This window comes from Nocardioides sp. NPDC057772, assembly GCF_042798075.1.
Classification (GTDB): domain Bacteria; phylum Actinomycetota; class Actinomycetes; order Propionibacteriales; family Nocardioidaceae; genus Nocardioides.
In genome coordinates this window covers 1-20,976 of record NZ_JBHVKN010000056.1, presented here as the reverse complement: position 1 = coordinate 20,976, position 20,976 = coordinate 1, and the positions used below count along the sequence as shown (strand labels likewise).

The 20,976-nt window shown below is 69.3% G+C and carries 20 protein-coding genes; 14 read left to right on the top strand and 6 right to left on the bottom strand.

All coding sequences use genetic code 11. The features are described 5' to 3' along the window. Nucleotides 1-50: 50 nt before the first annotated feature. Together ACFVJS_RS12105 and ACFVJS_RS12100 are read left to right on the top strand one after the other, a co-directional pair. Nucleotides 51-584: a GNAT family N-acetyltransferase gene (locus ACFVJS_RS12105; protein ID WP_378880002.1), complete on the top strand. Its 534-nt coding sequence runs from the start codon at nucleotides 51-53 to the stop codon at nucleotides 582-584. A gap of 79 nt (nucleotides 585-663) precedes the next feature. Next, nucleotides 664-942 (top strand): hypothetical protein, encoded by a 279-nt coding sequence (locus tag ACFVJS_RS12100; RefSeq protein ID WP_378879999.1) that lies wholly within the window; start codon nucleotides 664-666, stop codon nucleotides 940-942. Nucleotides 943-944: 2 nt separating this feature from the next. Here the strand turns inward: ACFVJS_RS12100 and ACFVJS_RS12095 are convergent, their stop codons facing one another. From ACFVJS_RS12095 to ACFVJS_RS12080, 4 genes are all read right to left on the bottom strand, one after another. Continuing rightward, nucleotides 945-1,889 carry a 3-carboxyethylcatechol 2,3-dioxygenase gene (locus tag ACFVJS_RS12095; protein WP_378879997.1) on the bottom strand — a complete coding sequence of 315 codons (945 nt, stop codon included), beginning with the start codon at nucleotides 1,887-1,889 and terminating at the stop codon, nucleotides 945-947. Further along, complete coding sequence (locus ACFVJS_RS12090; RefSeq protein WP_378879994.1) at nucleotides 1,886-3,586, bottom strand: bifunctional 3-(3-hydroxy-phenyl)propionate/3-hydroxycinnamic acid hydroxylase; 1,701 nt, start codon at nucleotides 3,584-3,586, stop codon at nucleotides 1,886-1,888. Before ACFVJS_RS12090 ends, ACFVJS_RS12095 begins: the two co-directional genes overlap by 4 nt. Nucleotides 3,587-3,596: 10 nt before the next feature. Further along, a complete protein-coding gene (locus ACFVJS_RS12085; protein ID WP_378879991.1) occupies nucleotides 3,597-4,493 on the bottom strand; it encodes an alpha/beta fold hydrolase in 897 nt (298 codons plus the stop codon). 124 nt (nucleotides 4,494-4,617) lie between these two features. Next, nucleotides 4,618-5,301, bottom strand: a complete 684-nt coding sequence (locus ACFVJS_RS12080) for an IclR family transcriptional regulator (RefSeq protein WP_378879987.1) — start codon at nucleotides 5,299-5,301, stop codon at nucleotides 4,618-4,620. A 121-nt stretch (nucleotides 5,302-5,422) separates the two neighbouring features. Here ACFVJS_RS12080 and ACFVJS_RS12075 point away from each other — a divergent pair, with 121 nt between their 5' ends. Further along, nucleotides 5,423-6,793, top strand: a complete 1,371-nt coding sequence (locus ACFVJS_RS12075; RefSeq protein WP_378879985.1) for an MFS transporter — start codon at nucleotides 5,423-5,425, stop codon at nucleotides 6,791-6,793. Nucleotides 6,794-6,824: 31 nt separating this feature from the next. Here ACFVJS_RS12075 and ACFVJS_RS12070 read toward each other — a convergent pair whose 3' ends face one another. Beyond that, nucleotides 6,825-7,595: an IclR family transcriptional regulator gene (locus ACFVJS_RS12070; protein WP_378879983.1), complete on the bottom strand. Its 771-nt coding sequence runs from the start codon at nucleotides 7,593-7,595 to the stop codon at nucleotides 6,825-6,827. A 69-nt stretch (nucleotides 7,596-7,664) separates the two neighbouring features. Here ACFVJS_RS12070 and ACFVJS_RS12065 point away from each other — a divergent pair, with 69 nt between their 5' ends. Genes ACFVJS_RS12065 through dmpG form a run of 3 tightly spaced genes read left to right on the top strand, consistent with a single transcriptional unit; the run spans nucleotide 7,665 to nucleotide 10,494 of the window. Beyond that, complete coding sequence (locus tag ACFVJS_RS12065) at nucleotides 7,665-8,492, top strand: 2-keto-4-pentenoate hydratase (protein WP_378879980.1); 828 nt, start codon at nucleotides 7,665-7,667, stop codon at nucleotides 8,490-8,492. Nucleotides 8,493-8,497: 5 nt separating this feature from the next. Next, the gene (locus ACFVJS_RS12060; protein ID WP_378879977.1) at nucleotides 8,498-9,466 is read left to right on the top strand and encodes an acetaldehyde dehydrogenase (acetylating); all 969 of its coding nucleotides are present in this window, start codon (nucleotides 8,498-8,500) and stop codon (nucleotides 9,464-9,466) included. Between the two features lie 2 nt (nucleotides 9,467-9,468). Further along, nucleotides 9,469-10,494 carry a 4-hydroxy-2-oxovalerate aldolase gene (gene dmpG / locus ACFVJS_RS12055; protein WP_378879974.1) on the top strand — a complete coding sequence of 342 codons (1,026 nt, stop codon included), beginning with the start codon at nucleotides 9,469-9,471 and terminating at the stop codon, nucleotides 10,492-10,494. Nucleotides 10,495-10,552: 58 nt separating this feature from the next. Here dmpG and ACFVJS_RS12050 read toward each other — a convergent pair whose 3' ends face one another. Beyond that, the gene (locus ACFVJS_RS12050) at nucleotides 10,553-11,062 is read right to left on the bottom strand and encodes an AAA family ATPase (protein ID WP_378879971.1); all 510 of its coding nucleotides are present in this window, start codon (nucleotides 11,060-11,062) and stop codon (nucleotides 10,553-10,555) included. A gap of 159 nt (nucleotides 11,063-11,221) precedes the next feature. Here ACFVJS_RS12050 and ACFVJS_RS12045 point away from each other — a divergent pair, with 159 nt between their 5' ends. The 8 genes from ACFVJS_RS12045 to ACFVJS_RS12010 all read left to right on the top strand — a co-directional run bounded on the left by ACFVJS_RS12045 (nucleotide 11,222) and on the right by ACFVJS_RS12010 (nucleotide 20,932). Then, on the top strand, nucleotides 11,222-11,461 hold the full coding sequence (locus ACFVJS_RS12045) for a helix-turn-helix domain-containing protein (protein ID WP_165111327.1): 240 nt from the start codon (nucleotides 11,222-11,224) through the stop codon (nucleotides 11,459-11,461). Continuing rightward, entirely contained in the window at nucleotides 11,454-12,716 is a 1,263-nt protein-coding gene (locus ACFVJS_RS12040; protein ID WP_378879968.1) for a type II toxin-antitoxin system HipA family toxin, read from the top strand. Before ACFVJS_RS12045 ends, ACFVJS_RS12040 begins: the two co-directional genes overlap by 8 nt. Before the next feature lie 42 nt (nucleotides 12,717-12,758). After that, nucleotides 12,759-13,163 carry a DoxX family protein gene (locus ACFVJS_RS12035; RefSeq protein ID WP_378879965.1) on the top strand — a complete coding sequence of 135 codons (405 nt, stop codon included), beginning with the start codon at nucleotides 12,759-12,761 and terminating at the stop codon, nucleotides 13,161-13,163. Beyond that, complete coding sequence (gene mgrA, locus ACFVJS_RS12030; protein WP_378879962.1) at nucleotides 13,160-14,218, top strand: L-glyceraldehyde 3-phosphate reductase; 1,059 nt, start codon at nucleotides 13,160-13,162, stop codon at nucleotides 14,216-14,218. The genes ACFVJS_RS12035 and mgrA overlap by 4 nt, the downstream gene beginning before the upstream one ends. A gap of 38 nt (nucleotides 14,219-14,256) precedes the next feature. Beyond that, nucleotides 14,257-15,732: an amidase gene (locus ACFVJS_RS12025; RefSeq protein WP_378879959.1), complete on the top strand. Its 1,476-nt coding sequence runs from the start codon at nucleotides 14,257-14,259 to the stop codon at nucleotides 15,730-15,732. A 79-nt stretch (nucleotides 15,733-15,811) separates the two neighbouring features. After that, nucleotides 15,812-17,635, top strand: coding sequence for a serine hydrolase (locus ACFVJS_RS12020; protein ID WP_378879957.1), 1,824 nt, complete (start codon nucleotides 15,812-15,814; stop codon nucleotides 17,633-17,635). Nucleotides 17,636-17,660: 25 nt separating this feature from the next. Then, the gene (locus tag ACFVJS_RS12015; protein ID WP_378879954.1) at nucleotides 17,661-18,980 is read left to right on the top strand and encodes a M20 family metallopeptidase; all 1,320 of its coding nucleotides are present in this window, start codon (nucleotides 17,661-17,663) and stop codon (nucleotides 18,978-18,980) included. 107 nt (nucleotides 18,981-19,087) lie between these two features. Then, the gene (locus ACFVJS_RS12010; protein ID WP_378879951.1) at nucleotides 19,088-20,932 is read left to right on the top strand and encodes a bifunctional metallophosphatase/5'-nucleotidase; all 1,845 of its coding nucleotides are present in this window, start codon (nucleotides 19,088-19,090) and stop codon (nucleotides 20,930-20,932) included. Nucleotides 20,933-20,976 lie beyond the last annotated feature (44 nt).

Genomic DNA, 20,976 nt, shown 5'->3' with positions numbered 1-20,976 from the left:
CCGGCGATAAGGGTTTGCTCGGCGGGGCGCAGCCTGATGTCCTGTGCCGCATGACTGCCCTCGCCGTTCCGACCATCGACCTCTACGACTCCTGGGCGGCGTGCGTCGCCGAGTTCGGCGGGGCCCACGTGGACGGCGCCGGCATCCCCGACGAGGAGGCCGCCGACGTCAGCCTGGAGGCGTGCGAGCGGCTGGTCGCGAAGGCCGCGCGGGAGCGGGACGTCACGCTCCCGCCGCCCGCCGGGCGGGTGCACGCCTCGTCCTTCTGGATCACCGAGGGCTCCGAGGTCGTGGGGTTCATCCAGCTGCGACACGCGCTCAACGAGTTCCTCGAGAACGTCGGTGGTCACGTCGGCTACTCGGTGCGTTCCTCGGCCCGCCGTCGGGGCCATGCGGCACGGGCCCTCGGGCTGGTCCTCGACGAGGCGCGCAGGCTCGGCCTGGATCGGGTCATGCTCACCTGCGACGACGACAACGAGGCCTCCGCACGGACCATCGAGTCCCAGGGCGGCGAGCTCCAGGACGTCATCGACGCGGCTGCGTACGGCTACGGGCTCACCCGGCGCTACTGGATCAAGCTGTGAGCGAGCGTCAGCGAGCGACCATCGGGTACATCGCGCGGCCGGCTTCGTATCCTGGTGCTTGCGCTACGGAGGTGGCCGCGTGAGCCAGGACGGTGTCGCCACCGAGGTCGAGCTCGAGTGGGCGCTGGCCGGTGACTCCGCTGCGCCCACCGAGCTGGTCGAGGAGGTGCTGACGGCGCTGCGCGCCACCGGACGTACGCCGGAGGCCGGTGTCGACGTCCTGCGCGCCGCTGCCTTCCGGCTCGTCTCCGAGGACAGGCTGGACGAGGTAGGAAGGGCCTGGCTGGAGCTCCTCGACGCCGTCCGGGCGCACCCGGACGCCCGGTTGGCCGACCTGCCGCCGGCACGCACCGACTGACCTCAGCTGGAGGAACGGGCCGTCATCACGCCGAACCCGGCGATGTACTCCCGGATCGGGCGGTAGTACTCGTAGTCCACGCGGTAGGGACCGGCGGCACCGAGGGCGGCGAAGGCGGCGACCCAGGTGCGGACCTCATGGGCGGAGTTGCCGGCCTCCTCGGCCATCTGGGCGGGCCTCATCGCGTCGATGGGGGAGAGGTCGCCGGAGGCGAAGACCTCCATGAGTGCGCGGTCCCACTCGGGGGCCAGGTCCTGGATCGTGGCGGTGCCTGCGGCGAAGTCACGGCCGGCCTGGATGACGCGCTCCTGGCGGGCGTCGCGAGCGGCTGCCGTCGGGTGGCGGCCGTCGAGGAGCAGCGCACGCTGCTCCTCGGTGGCGGTGGCCCACTGCGGCACCGGCGGGTCGTGGGAGAGACCGCCGGAGCCGATCACCAGGACCCGCTCGTCGGGCAGCGTCGCGAGGAAGGAGCCGATCGCCTCGCCGAGCCTGCGCACCCGGGCCATCCGGGTGAAGGGCTGGGCGACGCCGTTGACGAAGACGGGGATCGTCGGCACGGCGTCGATGCCGCCGAAGAGGATCTCGAGCGGTTGGACGGCGCCGTGGTCGATCTCCATCTTGCGGGAGATGGCGACGTCCAGGTCGCGCTCGGCCACCCACTCGGCAAGCTTCTCGGCGGTGTCGGTGGGCACGTCGAGCGGACCCGCGGTGGTGCCGTAGTCGCCGACGCCCTCCGCCTGGTAGCCGATGCAGAACGGGGGCATCAGGTCGTGGAAGAAGCCGTTGTAGTGGTCCGGCGCGAAGGAGACGACCAGGCTCGGGTCGAACTCCGCCACGAAGCTCCGCGCCGACGCGAAGGCGGCGTCGACCTCGGCCTTCACCTCGGGCGCGGGATCGTTGTACCCCAGCAACGGGGAGTGGGACATGGTGACGAGAGCGAGGCTCATGCGTCGGCTCCTTCGGTGGTGACGTACGAAGCGGCCCGGAGGGTCGCGTTGAAGGCGACCGAGGCCTGCTGACTGAGCGATGCGGCGGCGACGAAGCGGTCCGGACGCAGCACGACGAAGCCGCAGGCCCGGACGTCGAACCAGTCCTTGAGGGCGCCGGTCGTGTCGCCGACGATCGTCGTGGATGAGCCGGCGAAGCGCTTCTCGGCCCAGCCGCGCTGGGTCTCGGGGAAGAACGCCACCAGCTTGATGCCGAGCCGCTCGACGGTGGCCAGATCCTGCTCGGAGAGCAGCCGCGCGGGGTCGTTGCCCCAGGCGGCGAGTGTCCACCAGTCGCCGGTGACCTTGTCCAGCAGCACGTCGTCGGCGTCGGCGGTGGCGACCCGCGGCTGGATGAACTGCAGACCGACCGGCGAGATCGCGCCGGCCGAGTCGACGAACGGGGCCAGCACGGACCCCTTGAGCGAGACGTCGGAGCGGCCGGGCTCGAGGGTCGCCTGGTCGACGACCACGCCCGCCGCGTATCGCGGCATCGGCTTGAACCGGAGCTCGGAGAAGTAGGCCTTCATGGCGGGCCGGAGGTTGAGCAGGCTCGCCGCGCGGTCTCGCAGCCACCCCTTGACCGGACCGCACTTCATGATCGCGCCGGCCGCCATGTTGACGTCGATCATGTCGGAGGCGTGCCGGTGACGCTCGTCGGTGTAGGTGTCGAGCAGGTCGTCGTTCGCCTCCCCGCGCAGGATCGCGGTGAGTTTCCAGGCGAGGTTGGTGGCGTCGCGGATCCCGGAGTTCCAGCCCTGACCCAGCCACACCGGCATCAGGTGGGCGGCATCGCCGGCGAGCATGACCCGGCCCTTGCGGAACGAGGTCGCGATCCGGCCGTGATGGGTGAAGACGCGCTGGTTGATGATCTCGAGGGCGTCCGGATCGGGCACGTGCCGGCCGAGCAGCGTACGACGGAAGGCGGCGGTCTCGACCAGCTCGGTCGGCTCGTCGTCGAAGAGCATGAACTCCCAGCGACGGATGCCGAGCGGGAGTCCGATGGAGACGTAGGGGCGGCGCGGGTCGGCACCCAGATAGACCGACGGTGTCCCGATGGGGTCGTCGTCGACATCCACCACGAGCCAGCGCGTCGAGGGCGACTTCCCCTCGAACTCGATCCCGTGCCTCTCGCCCAGCCAGGAGCGGGTGAAGCTCCGGCCGCCCTCGGCGCCCACGACGTACGCGGCGGTGAGCTCGACCTGGTCGCCGGACGCGGTCCGCGCGGTGACTCGGACGTGATCGGCCTCCTCGACCAGGTCGACGACCTCGTGGCCGAAGCGCAGCTCCGTCCCGGAGAAGCGGTCCAGGCCGGTGGCGAGCTCCTTGTCGACCAGCGGCTGGATGAAGCCGTGCTTGCGGACGTACCCGAACTCCTGGGTCCGGGGGTCGTTCATGGCGAGCACCTGGCCCCTGCCGTTGACGAACCGGACCACGTGGTGGGGGACGGTGTAGGGCTCGATCTGCTCCCACAGTCCGGCGGTGGCGAGCGAGCGGATGGACTCGTCGTCGAGACCGACCCCGCGGGGGTAGTCGATGAGCTCCGAGCGAGCCTCGAGGACGGTCGCGGACGTGCCGCGCACGCCGAGCAGGTTGGCGAGGGTCAGGCCGACGGGGCCGCCGCCGATGATGAGGACCTCGGTGTCCAGTGTCGTCATCGCCGTCGCCTCAGTTGTCGCTCGGGCCGGGCCGGTTGCTTCCAGCGCTGGCGCGCAGGAAGTCGACGACGAGGCGGTTGAACTCGTCGGCGTGCTCGATCATCGCCCAGTGGCCGCAGCGGTTGAGGAGCACGAGCCGGGAGTCGGCGATGTGGGTGGTGAGCCACAGCGAGGTCTCGAAGTGCAGCACCCGGTCGTCGCGACCGTGGATGATCAGCGCGGGGACGTCGATCGAGGGGATCAGCGACCGGTCGACCGGGAACGGGATCGGGGCGCCGTCGGCAAGCCCTTCGACGTAGTTCCTCAGATGGTCGGGGCGCGCCGACGCCGCATCCGACCGTGCCCGGATGAGCTCCGGCGTGGCGAAGCGGGCCTTGTCGAAGGTCATGATCTCGACGAGGGCCCTCATGTTCTCCGGGCTCGGGTCACGGTAGGCCTTCACCAGCACCTTCAGCCCCTCAGAAGGGCCGTCGGCCGGCCCGAAGAGCGATCGCGGGAAGCTCTTGCCGAGCGAGGCGCCCATGGTGACCAGGTGGCTGATCCGATCCGGGTGCAGGGTCGCGAACCGGACGGCGGTGTGCGCGCCCATCGAGTTGCCGACCAGCGCCGCCTTCTCGAAGCCGAGAGTGTCGAGGAGCTCCAGCAGGTCGACGTCGTGGTCCATGTCCTTGGTGGCGACGGCCGAGGAGTCGCCCCAGCCGGGCATGTCCGGGGCGACTACGTGGAAGCCCGCGGCGGCGATGTGCTCGATGTTGCCGGAGAAGTTCGACCAGCCGGTCGCGCCGGGGCCGGAGCCGTGCAGCAGCACCACCGGGGTGGCCGTGGCCTCTCCGACCTCGTAGTAGCGGATCTGCCTGCCCGAGGGCAGCGTGAGGTCGCGGGCCGCGGCGTCCTGGGTGAGCGTCATGACATCTCCTTGCGCGTTATTTGCACACCAACAAGCGATAATTACACATGTGATGCCAGACATAGTCTCCGGACGCAGGTGGCATGTCAAGCCGCTGAATCCCTGCGCCCGGAGGGGTGCTGGGTCAGGCGAGCTTCTCGGAGACCTGCTCGGCCGCGCGGAGGAGCAGTGGGGTGGCCTCTTCGGCGACCTCGGCGCGGTGGGTGATCAGGTTGAGGCAGGCCGGAGGCATCCCGGGGACTGGGGGCAGCGGCACGGCCACTCCGTACGCCCCGGGCTCGACCTCGCCCATCGTCGCCGCGTAGCCGCGCTCGCGGGCCTCGGTGACCCGAGATGCCTCGCCGGGGCGGTGCGGCATCGCGGCGAGCAGGGCGATCCCGCCTGCGGCCCGGTCGATCGGATGCCGGCTGCCGGTGCGGAAGGCGAGGTGGTAGCTGGACTGCGACGGTGAGACGACGGCCATCGCGACCGCCTCCTCGCCTTCGGCGACCAACAGGCTGATCGTCGCCCCGACCTTCTCGGCGAGCTCGCGCATGACCGGCTCGGCGGAGCCGATGAGGGTCGTGTGGATGTTGGAGGCCAGGGCCGCCAAGCCGGTCGCCGCCCGGAAGCGGTTGTCGCTGCCGCGTACGACCAGCTTGAAGTCGGCGAGTGTGGCCAGCAGGCGTGTGGCGATCGAGCGGTGGACCTCGAGGGCGTCGGCGACCTCCTGGGTCGTCATCCCGTCGTTCGCTCGGGCGACGAGCTCGAGGGCGCGCAGGCCGCGGGCCAGGGTCTGGGAGCCGGGGGCAGGTCGCGCTTCGCTCATGGTTGCTCAGCGTAGTCGCCGGGTGGCGGTGGCCACCTCTTGACACAACCCTGTGGCGGCGGTCACTGTTCCTCTATATCTGCACGCAGATGATCGATATTTGCACGACCAAGGAGATCGTATGCACCTGACCGAGGCCATCCGGCACAACCCGATGAGCCGCTTCCAGTGGCTCGTCGTCGCGATCTGCATCGTGCTGACGATGATCGACGGCTACGAGATCCTGATCACCTCGTTCACCCTGCCGGCGCTCACCGCCGAATGGGACCTGTCGCCGGCCCAGCAGGGCCTGGTCGCGTCGTTCGGCACGCTGGGCATGGGGATCGGCGCGGTCTTCCTCAGTCCGCTCGCGGACCGGATCGGGCGTCGCCGGCACATCATCGGCGCTCTCGGGCTGCTGACCGTGTCGATGATCCTGGCCGGCCTGGCTCCCTCCTACGAACTGTTCCTCGGGTTCCGCTTCTTCGGGGGACTCGTCCTCGGAGGGATCGTGGCGAGCATCAACGTGCTCGTGGCGGAGTACTCCAACGCGGAACGGCGCGGTGTCGTCATGGGCGTCTACGGCATCGGTCTACCGCTGGGCGCCGCCATCGGCGGGTTCCTCTCGGTGGCGCTCATCGCGAACTTCACCTGGCGCGGGCCTTACTTCTTCGCCGCGCTCGTCACCGCCGTCGTCATGGTCGTGGCCATCGCGATCCTGCCGGAGTCGGTCTCCTACCTGGTGGCCAAGCGGCCCGCGAACGCCTTGGCGACCTACAACGAGATCGCAGGCAAGATCGGCGTCCCGGCCGCGACCGAACTGCCGCCGGCGCCGGAGAAGGCCGTCTCCGAGACCTTCGTCGGTGGCGTGTTCAGTGGCGTGCTCAGTGGCGTGATGCTGCCTCGTACGCTGCTGCTGTGGCTCGCCTACGGCACCCTGATCGCGTCGTTCTACTTCGCGAACAGCCTCACCGCGAAGCTGGTCGCCGAGGCGACCGGTGACCCGGACTTCGGCATCAACGCCCAGGCGATGGTCGCTGCTGGTGGTGTCATCGGCGCGCTGGTGTTCTCGATGCTCTCGCGCTGGATCCATCCCCGCCTGGTCACCGGCGTGGTGATGCTCTTCGGGTTCGGTGTCTTCGTCGCCTTCGCGGCGTTCTTCACCGACCGCACGATGGTGATGGCGCTCGCGGTGCTCGTCGGGCTCGCCGTCAACGGTGGGGTGGCCGCCTACTACGCGATCAGCCCCTCGATCTACCCGCTGGCGATCCGTGCCGCTGCGGTCGGCCTGATGATGGGCCTGGGACGGGTGGTCGCCTTCTTCGCGCCCAACGTCGCCACCTTCCTGCAGGGTCTCGGCTACGGGCCGGACGACCTCTACCGGATCTACGGGCTGGTGCTGGTCGTCTCAGCCGTCGCCGTCACCGGCCTCCACCTCGTCTACCGCGGGCAGAAGGACGCGATGGACGACGAAGCCGATGAGGCGGCGACCCTGGCGCAGGCCCGCGCCTGATCCCGCCCGACTCAGCTCGACTCAGCTCGACTCAGCTCGAGAGTGATCGGCGGCGGCTCACCAGGCTGGACAGGCCCTGGGCCGCCGCCCTGACGAGCGTCACGTGGGCCTCGGGCCGGAAGCGGCCCACGGGGCCGGTGATGCTGATCGCGGCCAGTGCCTTGTCGCCGCCCTCGGCGAGGACGGGTGCTGCGATGCACTGCAGCCCGACAGCAGACTCCTCGCGCTCGAAGGCGACGCCGTTCTCGAGCGCGGCGGTGAGCTGCCGCTCCAGCAGGCCGGGGGCGACGATGGTGTGCGGCGTACGCCGCTCGAGCGGGCTGCTGAGGACCTCCTGCTGCACCTCCGGGTCGGAGAAGGCGAGCAGGATCTTGCCGATGGCGGTGCAGTGGACGGGCATCCGCCCGCCCGGACGCGAGGGTGACTTGGCCTGGCGGTGGCCGCCGATCTTGGCGACGTAGACGACGTCGTGGCCTTCGCGTACGCCCAGATGGACGGTCTCGTGGGTGCGCTCGTAGAGGTCCTGGAGGAACGGCATCGCCAGCTCGAGCAGCGAGCGCTCGACCGAGGCGCGCATGCCGAGCTCGAAGAGACCGCCGGAGAGGCGGTAGCCGAGGTTGGTGCGGTCCAGCAGCCGGTTGGTCACCAGGTCGCCGGCGACCCGGTGGACGGTCGCCTTCGGGAGTCCGGTGCGGCGGACGAGCTCGGCCAGCGAGAGCACCTGGTCGTCGACGGTGAACGCACGCAGGATGGTCACCGCCTTGCCGAGCACGGTGTCGAGGTCGGCGGGCTCGTGAGGCATGGGATCACCGTACCGGTCAGCGGGACGCGAGGTCCGCTGCTTCGGCCCGTCTACTGAGACCGTGGAGCCATGAACGAAGTGACCTCCCCGCCAGATCTTTCCGGCGGTGCCACCGGCGACGCCGCCATCGCGGCCGCCGCCGAGCGGCTGGCGACCGCCGCTGCCACGGGCACCCCCGTGCCGCCGATGCGGGACCTGCTCGAACCGACCGATCTGGTGGCTGCGTACGCGATCCAGGAGCGGCTCACGGCCGCCCGGGTGGCCGGTGGCGCCACGATCGTGGGCCGCAAGATCGGGCTCACCTCCAAGGCGGTCCAGGAGCAGATCGGCGTCGACACCCCCGACTTCGGCGTGCTGTTCGACGACATGGCGTACGCCGACGGTGACGTGCTTCCCGCCGACGCGATCCTGCAGCCGCGGGCCGAGGCCGAGATCGCCTTCGTGCTCGCGTCCGACCTGGCCGACGGCGACCTCTCCTACGACCAGGTGCGCGAGGCCATCGACTACGCGGTCGCGGCGATCGAGATCTGCGGCAGCCGGATCGCCGACTGGAAGATCGCCTTCGGCGACACCGTCGCGGACAACGCCTCCGCGGGGGCCTACGTCCTCGGCGCCGATCGGAAGACGCTGGACGAGTTCGAGCCCCGTGAGGTCACCATGTCGATGTCGGTCGACGACGAGGAGGTCTCGACCGGCACCGGCGAGGCCTGTCTGGGCGACCCGGTCAACGCGGTCCAGTGGCTGGCCCGCTACGCCCGTGACTTCGGTGAGCCGCTGCGTGCCGGCCAGCTGATCCTCTCCGGCGCGCTCGGCCCGATGCGGCCGATCGCCGCCGGCAACACCGTTCGTTCCACCGTGTCGGGCCTCGGCTCGGTGGCCTTCAGCGTAGGGAAGTGACGTCCATGCCAGAACAGAGCACAGCCAAGGTGAAGGTGGCGATCATCGGGTCCGGCAACATCGGCACCGATCTGATGATCAAGGTGATGCGTACGTCCCAGCACCTGGAGATGGGCGCGATGGTCGGCATCGATCCGGACTCCGACGGTCTGGCTCGCGCGGCCAAGTTCGGGTTCGCGACGACGTCGGACGGCGTGGAGGGGCTGATCGGCCTGCCGGACTTCGACGACATCGAGATCGTCTTCGACGCGACCTCGGCCAAGGCGCACGTCGCCAATGCGGCCGCCCTGGAGCCCTACGGCAAGCGGCTGATCGACCTGACCCCGGCGGCGATCGGTCCCTACGTCGTCCCGGCCGTCAACATCGACGAGCACATCGACGCTCCCAACGTGAACATGGTGACCTGCGGTGGGCAGGCGACGATCCCGATCGTCGCCGCGATCGCTCGAGTGGTGCCGGTCGCCTACGGCGAGATCGTCGCATCCATCTCCTCGAAGTCCGCCGGCCCCGGCACACGAGCCAACATCGACGAGTTCACCGAGACCACCTCGGGTGCCATCGTCACCGTCGGTGGCGCCAGGCGTGGCAAGGCGATCATCATCCTCAACCCGGCCGAGCCGCCGCTGATCATGCGCGACACGGTGTTCGCGCTGGTGGACGGGGGCTCTCGGACGCTCGAGGAGCTGACCGCGGAGATCACCGAGTCGGTCGAGAAGATGGTCGGCGACGTCGCCGCGTACGTCCCCGGCTACCGTCTCAAGCAGAAGGTCCAGGTCCACCCGATCCCTTCGGACCAGCCGGTGGAGACCCTGCTCGCCTCGCCCGACGAGGCCCGGCCGACCCATCAGGTGTCGGTGTTCCTCGAGGTCGAGGGCGCCGCTCACTACCTTCCTGCGTACGCGGGGAACCTCGACATCATGACCTCGGCCGCGCTGCAGATGGCCGAACGGATCGCCGCGGCGAAGGAGAACTGACGATGAGCACGCCCATCTACGTCCAGGAAGTCTCGCTGCGCGACGGCATGCACGCCGTTCGCCACCGGATCACGCCCGAGGACGTCAAGCGGATCGTGATCGCCGCCGACGAGGCCGGCGTCGACGCCATCGAGGTCGCCCACGGCGACGGCCTGACCGGCGGTTCGGTCAACTACGGCCCCGGCTCCAACTCCGACTGGGAGTGGATCGAGGCGGCGGCCTCGGTCATCAAGAACGCCCGGCTGACGACGCTGCTGCTCCCCGGTGTCGGCACGATCCACGACCTGAAGCGGGCCTACGACCTCGGGGTCCGGTCGGTGCGGGTCGCGACCCACTGCACCGAGGCCGACGTGTCGGCGCAGCACATCGCCGCCGCTCGCGAGATGGGGATGGACGTCTCCGGCTTCCTGATGCTCTCGCACATGGCCCCGCCCGAGCAGCTCGCCGAGCAGGCCAAGCTGATGGAGTCCTACGGCGCCCACTGCGTCTACATCACCGACTCCGGCGGCCGGCTGACGATGAACGACGTCCGTGACCGCGCCCGGGCCTACCGTGACGTACTGAACGACGAGACCGAGATCGGCATCCACGCCCACGAGAACCTGTCGCTGTCGGTGGCCAACTCGGTCGTCGCGGTCGAGAACGGCGTCTACCGCGTCGATGCCTCCCTCGCCGGGCACGGCGCCGGCGCCGGCAACTGCCCGATCGAGGCGTTCATCGCCGTCGCGAACCTGTCCGACTTCAAGCACAACTGCGACCTGTTCAAGCTCCAGGACGCCGCCGACGACATCGTCCGCCCGCTCCAGGACCGCCCCGTCCGCGTCGATCGCGAGACGTTGACGATGGGGTACGCCGGTGTCTACTCGTCCTTCCTCCGCCACGCCGAGAACGCCTCCGCCCGCTACGGAGTCGACACCCGCGACATCCTCATGGAGTGCGGCCGCCGCGGCCTGGTGGGCGGCCAGGAAGACATGATCGTCGACATCTGCCTCACCAAGCTCGCTGAGCGCGAGACAGCCGACGTCTGATCGGCCGCTAGCTCGAAGATCGCAGCCACCAGGTGGCTGCGATCTTCGACCTTGTTGCTCACCCGCCTCGACGAACGCTGACGCGGCGGAGGATCTCATCGACGACCTCGGTGAGCGGCGGGGTGGCGTCGATGAGCTGGCCGGGCGGCACCTGCTCCTTGGTCTCGTGCATCCGGATGCAGATCTCGCGCTCCTCGGGCCGGCCGCCCCAGTCGGTCGGGTCGACGCGTACGCGCTCGTCGATCCGCCGCAGCATCGTGTCGCGGTCGACGTCGAGGATGAACACCGCGTCGAAGAGATCGATGAACTTCGCGTGGTTGCGACTGCCGCCGCAGAAGAAGGTCACCGGCACGGTGTGGTCGGCGACCAGCGTGCGCACCCGGGCGACGTCCCAGATGTGGTGCCCGGGCGCACTGTCCTCGACCGGTTCGCCAGTCTCCGGATCGCCCCGGTAGGCGAGCGTCCGGTCGCCGTGGATCGCCTGGAATCCGCGGCGGTTCAGCTCGTCACAGACCGCCGTCTTCCCTGCACCTGAGACGCCTTCGATCAGATAGTTCCGGACACCCATGTCTGTGATGGTGCGGCAGTCGGCGGTGACGAAGCGAACGGTTTTGGGTGACGTCGGCGGCGTGATTCAGCGTGACTACGGAAAGGGAGTCATCGCTTGCGACTACGAAATAGTAGTCAACGGCAATGAATACGATATCGTAGTAGTGGAGGTGGGTTTATGGCGTACTCAGGGAAGGTCACCAGTCCGGAGTCGCTGGGGCGGATCCTGCAGCAGGCGCGGCTGCTCAACGGGTGGAGCCAGCGGGAGCTCGCAGCGAGGATCGGGACGACGCAGCGTTACATCTGGGAGATCGAGGCGGGTAAGCCGTCGATCTTCGTCGAGCGGCTCTTCGCGCTGATGCGGGAGACCGGGACCGAGCTGACCGCGACCGTCAATCCCCGGAACGACGATGAGTGACCTCGTCGTCGAGCTCTACGGTGATCCGATCGGGCGGCTGGTCGGGTCGGGGGCGACGTACGACTTCGTCGCCTCTGCGGAGGCGGTGGAGACGTACGGTCTGGACAGTACGGTCCTCTCGCTGGCTGTTCCGCTGGCCCCGGTCGCACCACGCGGGCGCAAGCCGCGGCGGCAGAACTTCTTCGCGGAGATGCTCCCCGAAGGACGCATGCTGTCGCGACTCGCGGCGATGGCTGATGTCAGCGAGCGTGATGTGATCGGTCTGCTGCGGGTCTATGGGCGAGACGTCGCAGGGGCGTTGCAGATCTGGGACCCCGATGTCGCAGGCGAGCCGCGGACGCCGAAGCTCGAACAGGTCGGCGAGCAAGATGTGGCGGATCTGCTCGCGGAGGTCGGCTCGTTCCCGCTCGCCAACAAACCGGTCGGTGGCAAGACGTCGCTCGCCGGGGTCCAGGACAAGATCGTCCTGGCACGCAACGACAACGGCTGGCATCGGGCGCTCGACGGATATCCGTCCACCCACATCCTCAAGCCGGTCACCCCGGACTTCCCGTCGATGATCTATGACGAGGAGTACGGCGCCCGGATCGCGCAGGCTCTGGGGCTGACGACGTACGAGACGTTCATCGAGGAGTTCGCCGGGACGCCGGCGCTGGTGATCGAGCGGTACGACCGCGGCCACGAGGTCGACGGCGTCCCGAGTCGAATGCATCAGGAGGACTTCAACCAGGTGCTGGGTGCACGCGGCGACCAGAAGTATCAGAAGTACGGCGGCAAGGTCTCCCTGAAACGGATCGCCGGCGAGTTCAGCTCGCTCGGAGACTCCGCCTCGCTGCGGAAGCTGGCCACCATGACGGTGCTGGCGGCCGCTGTCGGCAACCTCGACTTGCACGCCAAGAACATCTCGTTGCTGCACCACCCGGACGGCTCGGTCGAGATCGCCCCGGCGTACGACGTCGTTCCGCAGCGGCACCTGCCGAACGACGGAGAGCTGGCGCTCGCGGTCGACGGGGTCTACCACCATGCCGCTCTGACTCGGGCAGACCTCGTCGCGGAGATCGCCGCATGGCGGCTCCGCGATGCGGAGGGCCTGGTCGATGAGGTCCTGGCGAAGGTCGCCGAGATCGTCGAGAACGAGGTGCCTGCCGACGGCGCTCATCCGGCCCTGGTCGCGGACATCCGCACCTTCACCAGCAATCTGATGGCCGGGCGTTCCGTCGGGGCAGAGCTGAGCGGATCCCGCGGAGAGCAGTGACGGCGCGGAGCGCGCCTTGTGCGGCTGTGGAAGAGTCGTCCTGTGCGAACTAAATCTTCTCTCGACCTCCCGCTCGTGGGTCTGGCCGCGTTGTTCCTCGGATCCGGCACCCTGCACCTGGTGAGGCCGCAGGTCTTCGAGCCGATCGTGCCGCCACAGCTTCCGGAGCCGCGCAAGGTGGTCGAGGTCTCCGGGGTCGCGGAGATCGTCTGCGGGCTGGGGCTGCTGCACCCGAAGACCCGCCGGATCGCCGGGCTCGCGAGCGCCGCGCTGCTGGTGGGGGTGTTCCCGGCCAACGTGCAGATGAGCGTCGACGCCGGTAAGCGGGCCAATCGGAAGCGGACCGCCGCGTCGGCCGGATTCTTCGCCGGTACGCTGGCCCGGCTGCCGCTGCAGTGGCCGATGATCAAGGTGGCGCTGCGCGCCGGAAAGGGGACCGGCGCATGACGTACGTTCCGAACGCGTCCCGTTACGACACGATGCAGTACCGGCGGACCGGCCACAGCGGCCTGGACCTGCCGGCGGTCAGCCTCGGGCTGTGGCACAACTTCGGCGACGACCTGCCGTTCGAGCGGCAGCGGGCGATCCTGCGGACGGCCTTCGACGCGGGCATCACCCACTTCGACCTCGCCAACAACTACGGCCCGCCCTACGGTTCGGCGGAGGAGAACTTCGGGCGTCACCTGCGCGGCGACTTCGCCGGTCTGCGGGACGAGCTGGTGATCTCGACCAAGGCCGGCTGGGACATGTGGCCGGGGCCGTACGGCAAGATCGGCGGCTCGCGGAAGTACCTGATCTCCAGCCTCGACCAGTCCCTGAAGCGGATGGGGCTCGACTACGTCGACATCTTCTACCACCACCGCCCCGACCCCAGCACGCCGCTGGAGGAGACCATGGGCGCGCTCGACCAGATCGTGCGCTCCGGAAAGGCGCTCTACGTCGGGCTCAGCTCCTACTCCTCGGCGCTGACCCGCGAGGCGGCGGCGATCCTGCGCGACCTCGGCACCCCGCTGCTCATCCACCAGCCGTCCTACTCCATGCTCAACCGCTGGCTCGAGACCGACGGGCTGCTGGACACGCTCGACGAGGTCGGCGCCGGTGCCATCTCGTTCTCGCCCCTGGCGCAGGGCATGCTGACCGACAAGTACCTCGGCGGCGGCGTCCCCGAGGACTCCCGCGCCGCCAAGGCACGGTTCCTGACCCCGGAAACGCTCACGCCCGAGGCGCTCGCCGGCATCGAGTCGCTCAACGCCCTCGCCGCCGACCGCGGCCAGACCCTCGCCCAGATGGCGCTCGCCTGGGCGCTGCGCGATCCGCGGATGACCTCGGTCGTCATCGGCGCCTCCCGGCCCGAGCAGGTCACCGACTGCCTCGGTGCAGTCGGTGGCGCCGAGTTCAGTGCCGACGAGCTGGCCAAGGTCGACGAGTACGCCGCCGCCACCGGCATCGACCTGTGGAAGCGTGAGCGGGTCGAGGGCGACTACCGGGAGATCTTCAACTGAGACCTCCGCACGGGAGCGATCACCGCTAGCCTGCGCTCATGCGGGTCGATGAGTATCTGACGTACGACGCCACCGGGCTGGCGCAGCTGGTCGCTGCCAAGGAGGTGACCGCGGCGGAGGTGCTGGCCGCGGCGCGCGAGCGGGCAGAGGCGGTGAACCCGCGGATCAACGCGATCGTCGCCGACATCCCGGAGGCCGATGACCAGGTGGCCGGTGACGGGCCCAGCGGGCCGTTCGCCGGCGTGCCGTTCCTGATCAAGGATCTGGCCCAGGAGTATCAGGGCCACCCGACGACCTACGGCTCCCGCTCGCTCGTCAGAGACGTGGCCGAGGAGCACTCCTACTTCACCCGGAGCGCCCTGGACGCCGGCCTGGTGATCTTCGGGAAGACCAACACTCCGGAGTTCGGGTCGAAGGGGATCACCGAGCCGGAGCTGTTCGGGCCCGCGCGCAACCCGTGGAACACCGACCACACCCCCGGCGGCTCCTCCGGCGGATCCGGAGCCGCCGTGGCGGCCGGGATCGTGCCGGCCGCCGGCGCCAACGACGGCGGCGGCTCGATCCGGATCCCCGCGGCCTGCAACGGTCTGGTCGGGCTGAAGACCACCCGCGGTCTGCTGCCCCTGGGTCCGCAGAGCCTGGACGCCTCCAACGGCTTCGTCGTCCAGGGCGTGGTGACGCGCACCGTGCGCGACGCGGCCGGACTCTATGACGCGCTCGCCGGAGACCGGCCGATGGCGATGATCCACGCGCCGCGCCCCGGTGCCTCGTTCACCGAGGCCATCGCGACTCAGCCGCGACGGCTCCGGATCGGGTTCACCTCGACCTCTTCGATCGTCGCTCCCGACCCGGAGGCGATCGCGGCCGTCGAGGACGCGGCCAAGGCCCTCGAAGCACTCGGGCACCAGGTCGAGGACGTCGAGGCGCCCTACGACGCCGCGGAGCTCGGCCGGGACTTCCTCACCATCTGGTTCGCCTCGGCCGCCGCCGAGGTCGCCGAGGCCAAGCTCCGCGTCGGCGCCAAGGACGCCGACTTCGAGGCCGACACCCTGGCCGTGGCCGAGCTCGGCCGCGCCGGGGGAGTGGTCGCCGTCGAGCTCGCGCACATCAACCGCCGCAACCACGTACGCCGTCTGAGCGAGTTCCACGAGACGTACGACCTGCTGCTCACGCCGACGCTGGCGAAGCCGCCGCTGAAGGTCGGGCAGCTGAACACGCCCAAGGCTCTCCAGGCCGCTGCGCGGCTGCTCCACAAGGTGCACGGCGGGCGGGTGATGCGGGCGACCGGGATGGTCGATCAGCTGGTCGCCGAGAACCTCGGTTGGGTGCCCTACACCCAGCTCGCCAACATCACCGGGCGTCCGGCTGTCTCGGTGCCGACCTACCGCACCGCGGCCGGGCTGCCCCTGGGCATCCAGCTCTCCGGGCAGCTCGGTGACGACGGGCTGCTGCTGCAGGTCGCCGCCGAGCTGGAGGAGTCGAAGCCGTGGGCGGAGCACTGGCCCAAGCTCTGACGCCGACGTCGTGAGGCCGGCCATGAAAGAAAATTTCCTTTCCCCCACGAAGCCGGTTCGGGCGCGGCAGTATCGAGGTATGACCCCGTCTCCGGACATGCTCATGACCTCGCGGCGCGCTCTTCTCGGTGGCTCCCTCGGTGGGGTCGCGATGAGTCTCCTCGGCGGTGCTGCCGTCGCCTCGACCCCGGAGGACCCGACCAGGGCGACCCGGTCGCTCGCCTCGCTGGCGGGCCGGCCGCCGACGATCACGCCCGACGAGCTCGCCTTCACCCCGCGCACCGTCCTGCGTCCGGGCCACGCCCGCCAGGTCGGTCTCGCCCCGGCGCAGATCGCGACGATCCGCTCCGAGCTGACCCGGTTCCTCGAGCCGACGACGGAGAACCCCGCCCACCCGCTGTACGCCGGGGCCACCGCGATCGCGGTGAAGGACGGCGTCGTGGTGGCCCACGAGAGCGTGGGCAAGGCGGTCCGCTACGGCATGGACGGCACCACCGTCGTCGAGCTCCCCGCCGACCAGCAGGTGGTGGCGACGACGGAGACGATGTGGGACATCGCCTCGATGTCGAAGCTCTTCACCGCGACCGCCATCCTCCAGCTGATGGAGCAGGGCCGCCTCGATCTCGAAGCCGCGGTGGTCAGCTATCTGCCCGAGTTCGCGCCGAACGGCAAGGACGCGATCCTCGTGCGCCACCTGCTCACCCATGTCTCCGGCCTGCTCGCCGGCCCGTCGCCGTCGCTGTGGGCGGGCTACGACACCTACGAGGAGCGGGTCGCGGCGGTCATGAACACCAAGCCGACCCACGCCCCCGAGCAGATCTACCGTTACTCCGACATCAACCTGATCACCCTCGGTCTGCTGGTCGAGCGGCTGTCGGGGAAGACGCTGGACGCCTACGTACGCGAGCACATCACCGAGCCGCTGGGCATGCGGGACACGATGTACAATCCGCCCGCGGACCGCCTCGACCGGGTCGCCGCCACCGAATACCAGCCGTGGGCCGGCCGGCCGATGATCCGCGGCGAGGTGCACGACGAGAACGCCTGGGCGCTCGGTGGCGTCGCCGGCCATGCGGGCGTCTTCTCGACCGCCGCCGACATGGCCAGGTTCGGCCAGATGTTCCTCAACGGCGGTGTCTACAACGGCACCAGGATCCTGGAGGAGGAAACGGCCAGGCTGAGCCTGCGCGACTACACCGGCGCCCGCTTCACCAGCTCCCGCGGTCTCGGCTGGGAGCTCGCCACGACCTGGTACCACGGCCCGATCTGGTCCCCGGTCTCCTTCGGACACACCGGTTACACCGGCACCAGCATCGTGATGGACCCGATCGACCACCAGCTCGTCGTGCTCATGACCAACCGGGTCCACCCCAGTCGCGACTGGGGGAGCAACAACCCCTCCCGTCGCGCGGTCTCCGACGCGCTGGGCATGGCGTCGGCGGTCAGACCTGCCAGAGGACGTACCTCGTGGTTCTCGGGCCGCACGAACGCTAAGAAGGCGACGCTCGACGTGCCGCTCGTGGCCACCGAGGACGCGAAGCTCCGCTTCGACTATCGCTTCGACACCGAGCCGCGCTTCGACTTCGGCCGGCTGCAGTACTCCACCGACGGCACCACCTTCAGCGCGCTGCCCTGGACGCTCGAGGGCGGTGACTGGAGCTGGGAGACCAGCGAGGCGGTCAACGGCTACGGCGGGCGCCGGTGGCTGCGCGGCCGGGCCGACCTCCCCACGGGCACCATCGCGGTCAGGTGGACCTACGAGACCGACTCGTCCTCGCAGGGGCGCGGGATTCACGTCGACGGCATCGTGGTCAGCCAGGGGTGGCGTACGTTGTTCGACTCCGCGCGCCCTGCCGACGAGGCGCGCATCGTCGCCGACGGCTGGGCTCTCAGCGACAGGTGATGTGTCACCGATAACCTCTGGCGCCATGACGATGCCGCAGCAGCCGAATTCGTTCCTGGTCAACCAGCTTCGCGACGAGGCGGATGCCAAGGCGCTCGCCATGAAGGCGGTCGAGTCGAGCTCGCCGGGCGCGCCGAGGGGGATCCTGGACGCGATCCGCGACCGGCTCACGGACCTCGGGCCCGAGCTGGTCGCCGTCTCCCACGACCTCGCCGAGCACCCCGAGACCGGCTTCGAGGAGCACCGGAGCTCGGCCGGGCTCGCGGAGTTCGTCGAGGCACACGGCATCGAGGTGGCCCGCGGCGCCTATGGTCTGCCGACCGCGCTCTACGCCTCGGCGGGGGGGAGCAAGGATGGTCCGACGATCGCGGTGCTCTCCGAGTACGACGCGCTTCCCGGCATCGGCCACGGCTGCGGCCACAACCTGATCGCCACCGTCGGCGTGGGCGCCTTCCTCGCCATCGCGAGCGTGATCGACAAGCTCGGAGGTCGGGTCATCTGGCTCGGCACCCCGGCCGAGGAGGGCGGTGGCGGCAAGGAGCTGATGGCCCAGAAGGGCGCCTTCGACGGCGTCGACGCGGCGATCATGGTCCACCCGTTCACCTACGACAGCTCCGAGCCGGTCTTCCTCGGCCGGAGGCAGCTGAAGGTGACGTACGTCGGGGTGCCGGCGCACGCCTCGATCCAGCCGTTCATGGGGCGCAACGCCCTGGACGCGGCCAACCTGCTCTACACCGGCGTCGCGCTCAACCGGCAGCAGATGCCGCCGACCGACCGGGTGCACGCGATCATCACCGAGGGCGGCCTGCGACCCAACGTGATCCCGGAGCACGCCGCGGTCGAGTTCTACGTACGCTCCGCCTATCCCGAGACGCTCAAGGTCCTCTCCCAGCGGCTGGAGGAGATGGCCATGGGAGCGGCGCTGATGACCGGCTGCGGGGTCGAGTTCAGCTGGGACGAGTCGCCGGTCTACCTGCCGATCCGCAACAACAGCGGTCTCGCGCAGGCCTGGAACCGCCGCTACCAGGAGCGCAACCACACCGTCCTCGGCCCCGGCGTCGTCCCGGACCTCCTGGCCGGGTCCACCGACTTCGGCAACGTCTCCTTCCGCGTCCCCGGACTGCACGCGATGATCAAGATCGCCGAGCCCGACGTGTCCCTGCACAGCCGTGAGTTCGCCGCTGCCGCGGTCACCCCGTACGCCGACGAGGTGCTCGTCGATGCCGCCTACGGCCTCGCCGGGGTGGCGGCCGACTACCTCTCCGACGCGAAGCTGCGCGAGGCCGTCCGCGACGAGTTCGAGGAGGCCGGCGGAGCGGTGAACGCTACCGAATTTTTCGGCTGATTAACGGTTGATGACGATTCGGCGGCGGTAATCCTGTTACCTCTTCACAATCAGAACCCGAAGGGGCATTGTTCCCTTCGTCTAACACTGAGATGGGGAGCCCCGCAATGCCTCGTAACACCCGAAAGCTTCGCCCCGCTGTGGCCGTTGCCGCTGTCGCTCTCGCGGCCGCCGCAGTCGCCACTCCGGTCGCGACCTCTGCCTCGGCGCAGCCCGACAGCGCCAGGAAACACCTGGTCGACGTCCAGCTGCTCTCGTTCAACGACTTCCACGGCAATCTCGAGGCGCCGTCGGGTTCGAGCGGACGACTGATCACCGGTCACCACATCGACCCGGCCACCGGCAAGCCGGTCGATGACACCGTCAACGTAGGTGGCGTGGAATACCTCGCCTCCCACCTCGCCGAGGCCCGCAAGGGTCATGCCCGTTCGCTGACCGTCGCCGCGGGCGACCTGATCGGCGCCTCACCACTGCTCTCGGCCGCGTTCCACGACGAGCCCTCCATCGAGGCGCTCAACAAGCTCGGTCTGGACGTGACCGCGGTCGGCAACCACGAGTTCGACGAGGGCTACAAGGAGCTCCAGCGCATCGATGCCGGCGGCTGCATCGACGACGGCGACGGCAAGGACAACCAGAACTCCTGCGCCGCCCACGAATACCAGGGTGCCGACTTCGACATCCTCGCCTCCAACGTGATCGAGGACGCGAGCGGCAAGACGATCCTGCCGGCGTACTCCATCAAGGAGCTCGACGGCGTCAAGATCGGCTTCATCGGCATGACCCTCGAGGCCACCCCCGACATCGTCACCGCCGAGGGGGTCAAGGGCCTCACCTTCAAGGACGAGGTCGAGACCGCCAACGCGCTCGTCCCCGTCCTGAAGAAGAAGGGCGTCAAGGCCATCGTGACCCTCATCCACGAGGGCGCCAACCTGCCGAAGGAGAAGTGGACCGACCCGGCCACCGGCAAGGTCTACGAGGTCAACGCCAGGTACGACTACACCTGTGAGGGCGGCGGCGAGCTGGTCGCCGGTTCGCCGATCGTGCCGATCGCGCAGAACCTCGACCCCGAGATCGACATGGTGGTCACCGGCCACACCCACAACCCCTACGTCTGCGACGTGCCCGACCCCGACGGCAAGTCCCGCCTGATCACCTCGGCCTCGTCCTTCGGCCGGCTCTACACCGAGACCAACCTGAAGTACGACCTCAAGTCGCGCGACATCGTCCGCTCCTCGGTCAAGGGCTCGAACCTGCTCGTCACCCGTGACATCGCCAAGGCCCCGGAGCAGACCACGCTGATCAACACCTACAAGGAGCTGGTCAAGCCGATCGCCTCCCGGGTGCTCGGGTCGATCTCGACCGACATCAAGCGTGACCAGAACGCTGCCGGCGAGTCCGCGCTCGGCGACCTGATCGCCGACGCCCAGCTCGCCGACCAGTCGACGGTGGTCAACGGGCAGGTGCCGGTGATCGCGTTCATGAACCCGGGCGGCATCCGGGCCGACCTGACCGCGGCCAGCTCGCCCTATGGTGAGGCCGTCGGTGACGTCACCTACGACGAGGCGTTCAACGTCCAGCCCTTCAACAACTACCTGGTCTCCCTGACCATGACCGGCCAGGACATCTACGACCTGCTCACTCAGCAGGTCACCGGCGCCAACGCGGCGTCTCACAAGATCCTGCAGGTCTCGAAGGGCTTCACCTACCAGATCAGCCCCACGGGTCCGGTCGACGGCTCGGTCATGCTGAACGGCCAGCCGATCGACAAGGCCGCGTCCTACCGGGTCGTGACCAACAGCTTCCTGCAGGGCGGCGGCGACGCCTTCGCGGCCTTCACCAAGGGCACCGACCCCTACTACGGCGGTCTCGACATCGACGCCTTCTCCGCCTACCTGGAGGCCAACTCGCCCTACACCCCGGGTCCGCTCGACCGCATCACCGGAACGCACTGAAAGAACACCACTTTCGTACGCAGCGGGCCCGACCAGCTCTGAGC

Coding starts and splice junctions, on each gene's coding strand:
- ACFVJS_RS12105 (WP_378880002.1), top strand. CDS start 51: ATGACTGCCCTCGCCGTTCCGACCATCGACCTCTACGACTCCTGGGCG.
- ACFVJS_RS12095 (WP_378879997.1), bottom strand. CDS start 1,889: ATGAGCCTCGCTCTCGTCACCATGTCCCACTCCCCGTTGCTGGGGTAC.
- ACFVJS_RS12090 (WP_378879994.1), bottom strand. CDS start 3,586: ATGACGACACTGGACACCGAGGTCCTCATCATCGGCGGCGGCCCCGTC.
- ACFVJS_RS12085 (WP_378879991.1), bottom strand. CDS start 4,493: ATGACGCTCACCCAGGACGCCGCGGCCCGCGACCTCACGCTGCCCTCG.
- ACFVJS_RS12080 (WP_378879987.1), bottom strand. CDS start 5,301: ATGAGCGAAGCGCGACCTGCCCCCGGCTCCCAGACCCTGGCCCGCGGC.
- ACFVJS_RS12075 (WP_378879985.1), top strand. CDS start 5,423: ATGCACCTGACCGAGGCCATCCGGCACAACCCGATGAGCCGCTTCCAG.
- ACFVJS_RS12070 (WP_378879983.1), bottom strand. CDS start 7,595: ATGCCTCACGAGCCCGCCGACCTCGACACCGTGCTCGGCAAGGCGGTG.
- ACFVJS_RS12065 (WP_378879980.1), top strand. CDS start 7,665: ATGAACGAAGTGACCTCCCCGCCAGATCTTTCCGGCGGTGCCACCGGC.
- ACFVJS_RS12060 (WP_378879977.1), top strand. CDS start 8,498: ATGCCAGAACAGAGCACAGCCAAGGTGAAGGTGGCGATCATCGGGTCC.
- dmpG (WP_378879974.1), top strand. CDS start 9,469: ATGAGCACGCCCATCTACGTCCAGGAAGTCTCGCTGCGCGACGGCATG.
- ACFVJS_RS12050 (WP_378879971.1), bottom strand. CDS start 11,062: ATGGGTGTCCGGAACTATCTGATCGAAGGCGTCTCAGGTGCAGGGAAG.
- ACFVJS_RS12045 (WP_165111327.1), top strand. CDS start 11,222: ATGGCGTACTCAGGGAAGGTCACCAGTCCGGAGTCGCTGGGGCGGATC.
- ACFVJS_RS12040 (WP_378879968.1), top strand. CDS start 11,454: ATGAGTGACCTCGTCGTCGAGCTCTACGGTGATCCGATCGGGCGGCTG.
- mgrA (WP_378879962.1), top strand. CDS start 13,160: ATGACGTACGTTCCGAACGCGTCCCGTTACGACACGATGCAGTACCGG.
- ACFVJS_RS12025 (WP_378879959.1), top strand. CDS start 14,257: ATGCGGGTCGATGAGTATCTGACGTACGACGCCACCGGGCTGGCGCAG.
- ACFVJS_RS12020 (WP_378879957.1), top strand. CDS start 15,812: ATGACCCCGTCTCCGGACATGCTCATGACCTCGCGGCGCGCTCTTCTC.
- ACFVJS_RS12015 (WP_378879954.1), top strand. CDS start 17,661: ATGACGATGCCGCAGCAGCCGAATTCGTTCCTGGTCAACCAGCTTCGC.
- ACFVJS_RS12010 (WP_378879951.1), top strand. CDS start 19,088: ATGCCTCGTAACACCCGAAAGCTTCGCCCCGCTGTGGCCGTTGCCGCT.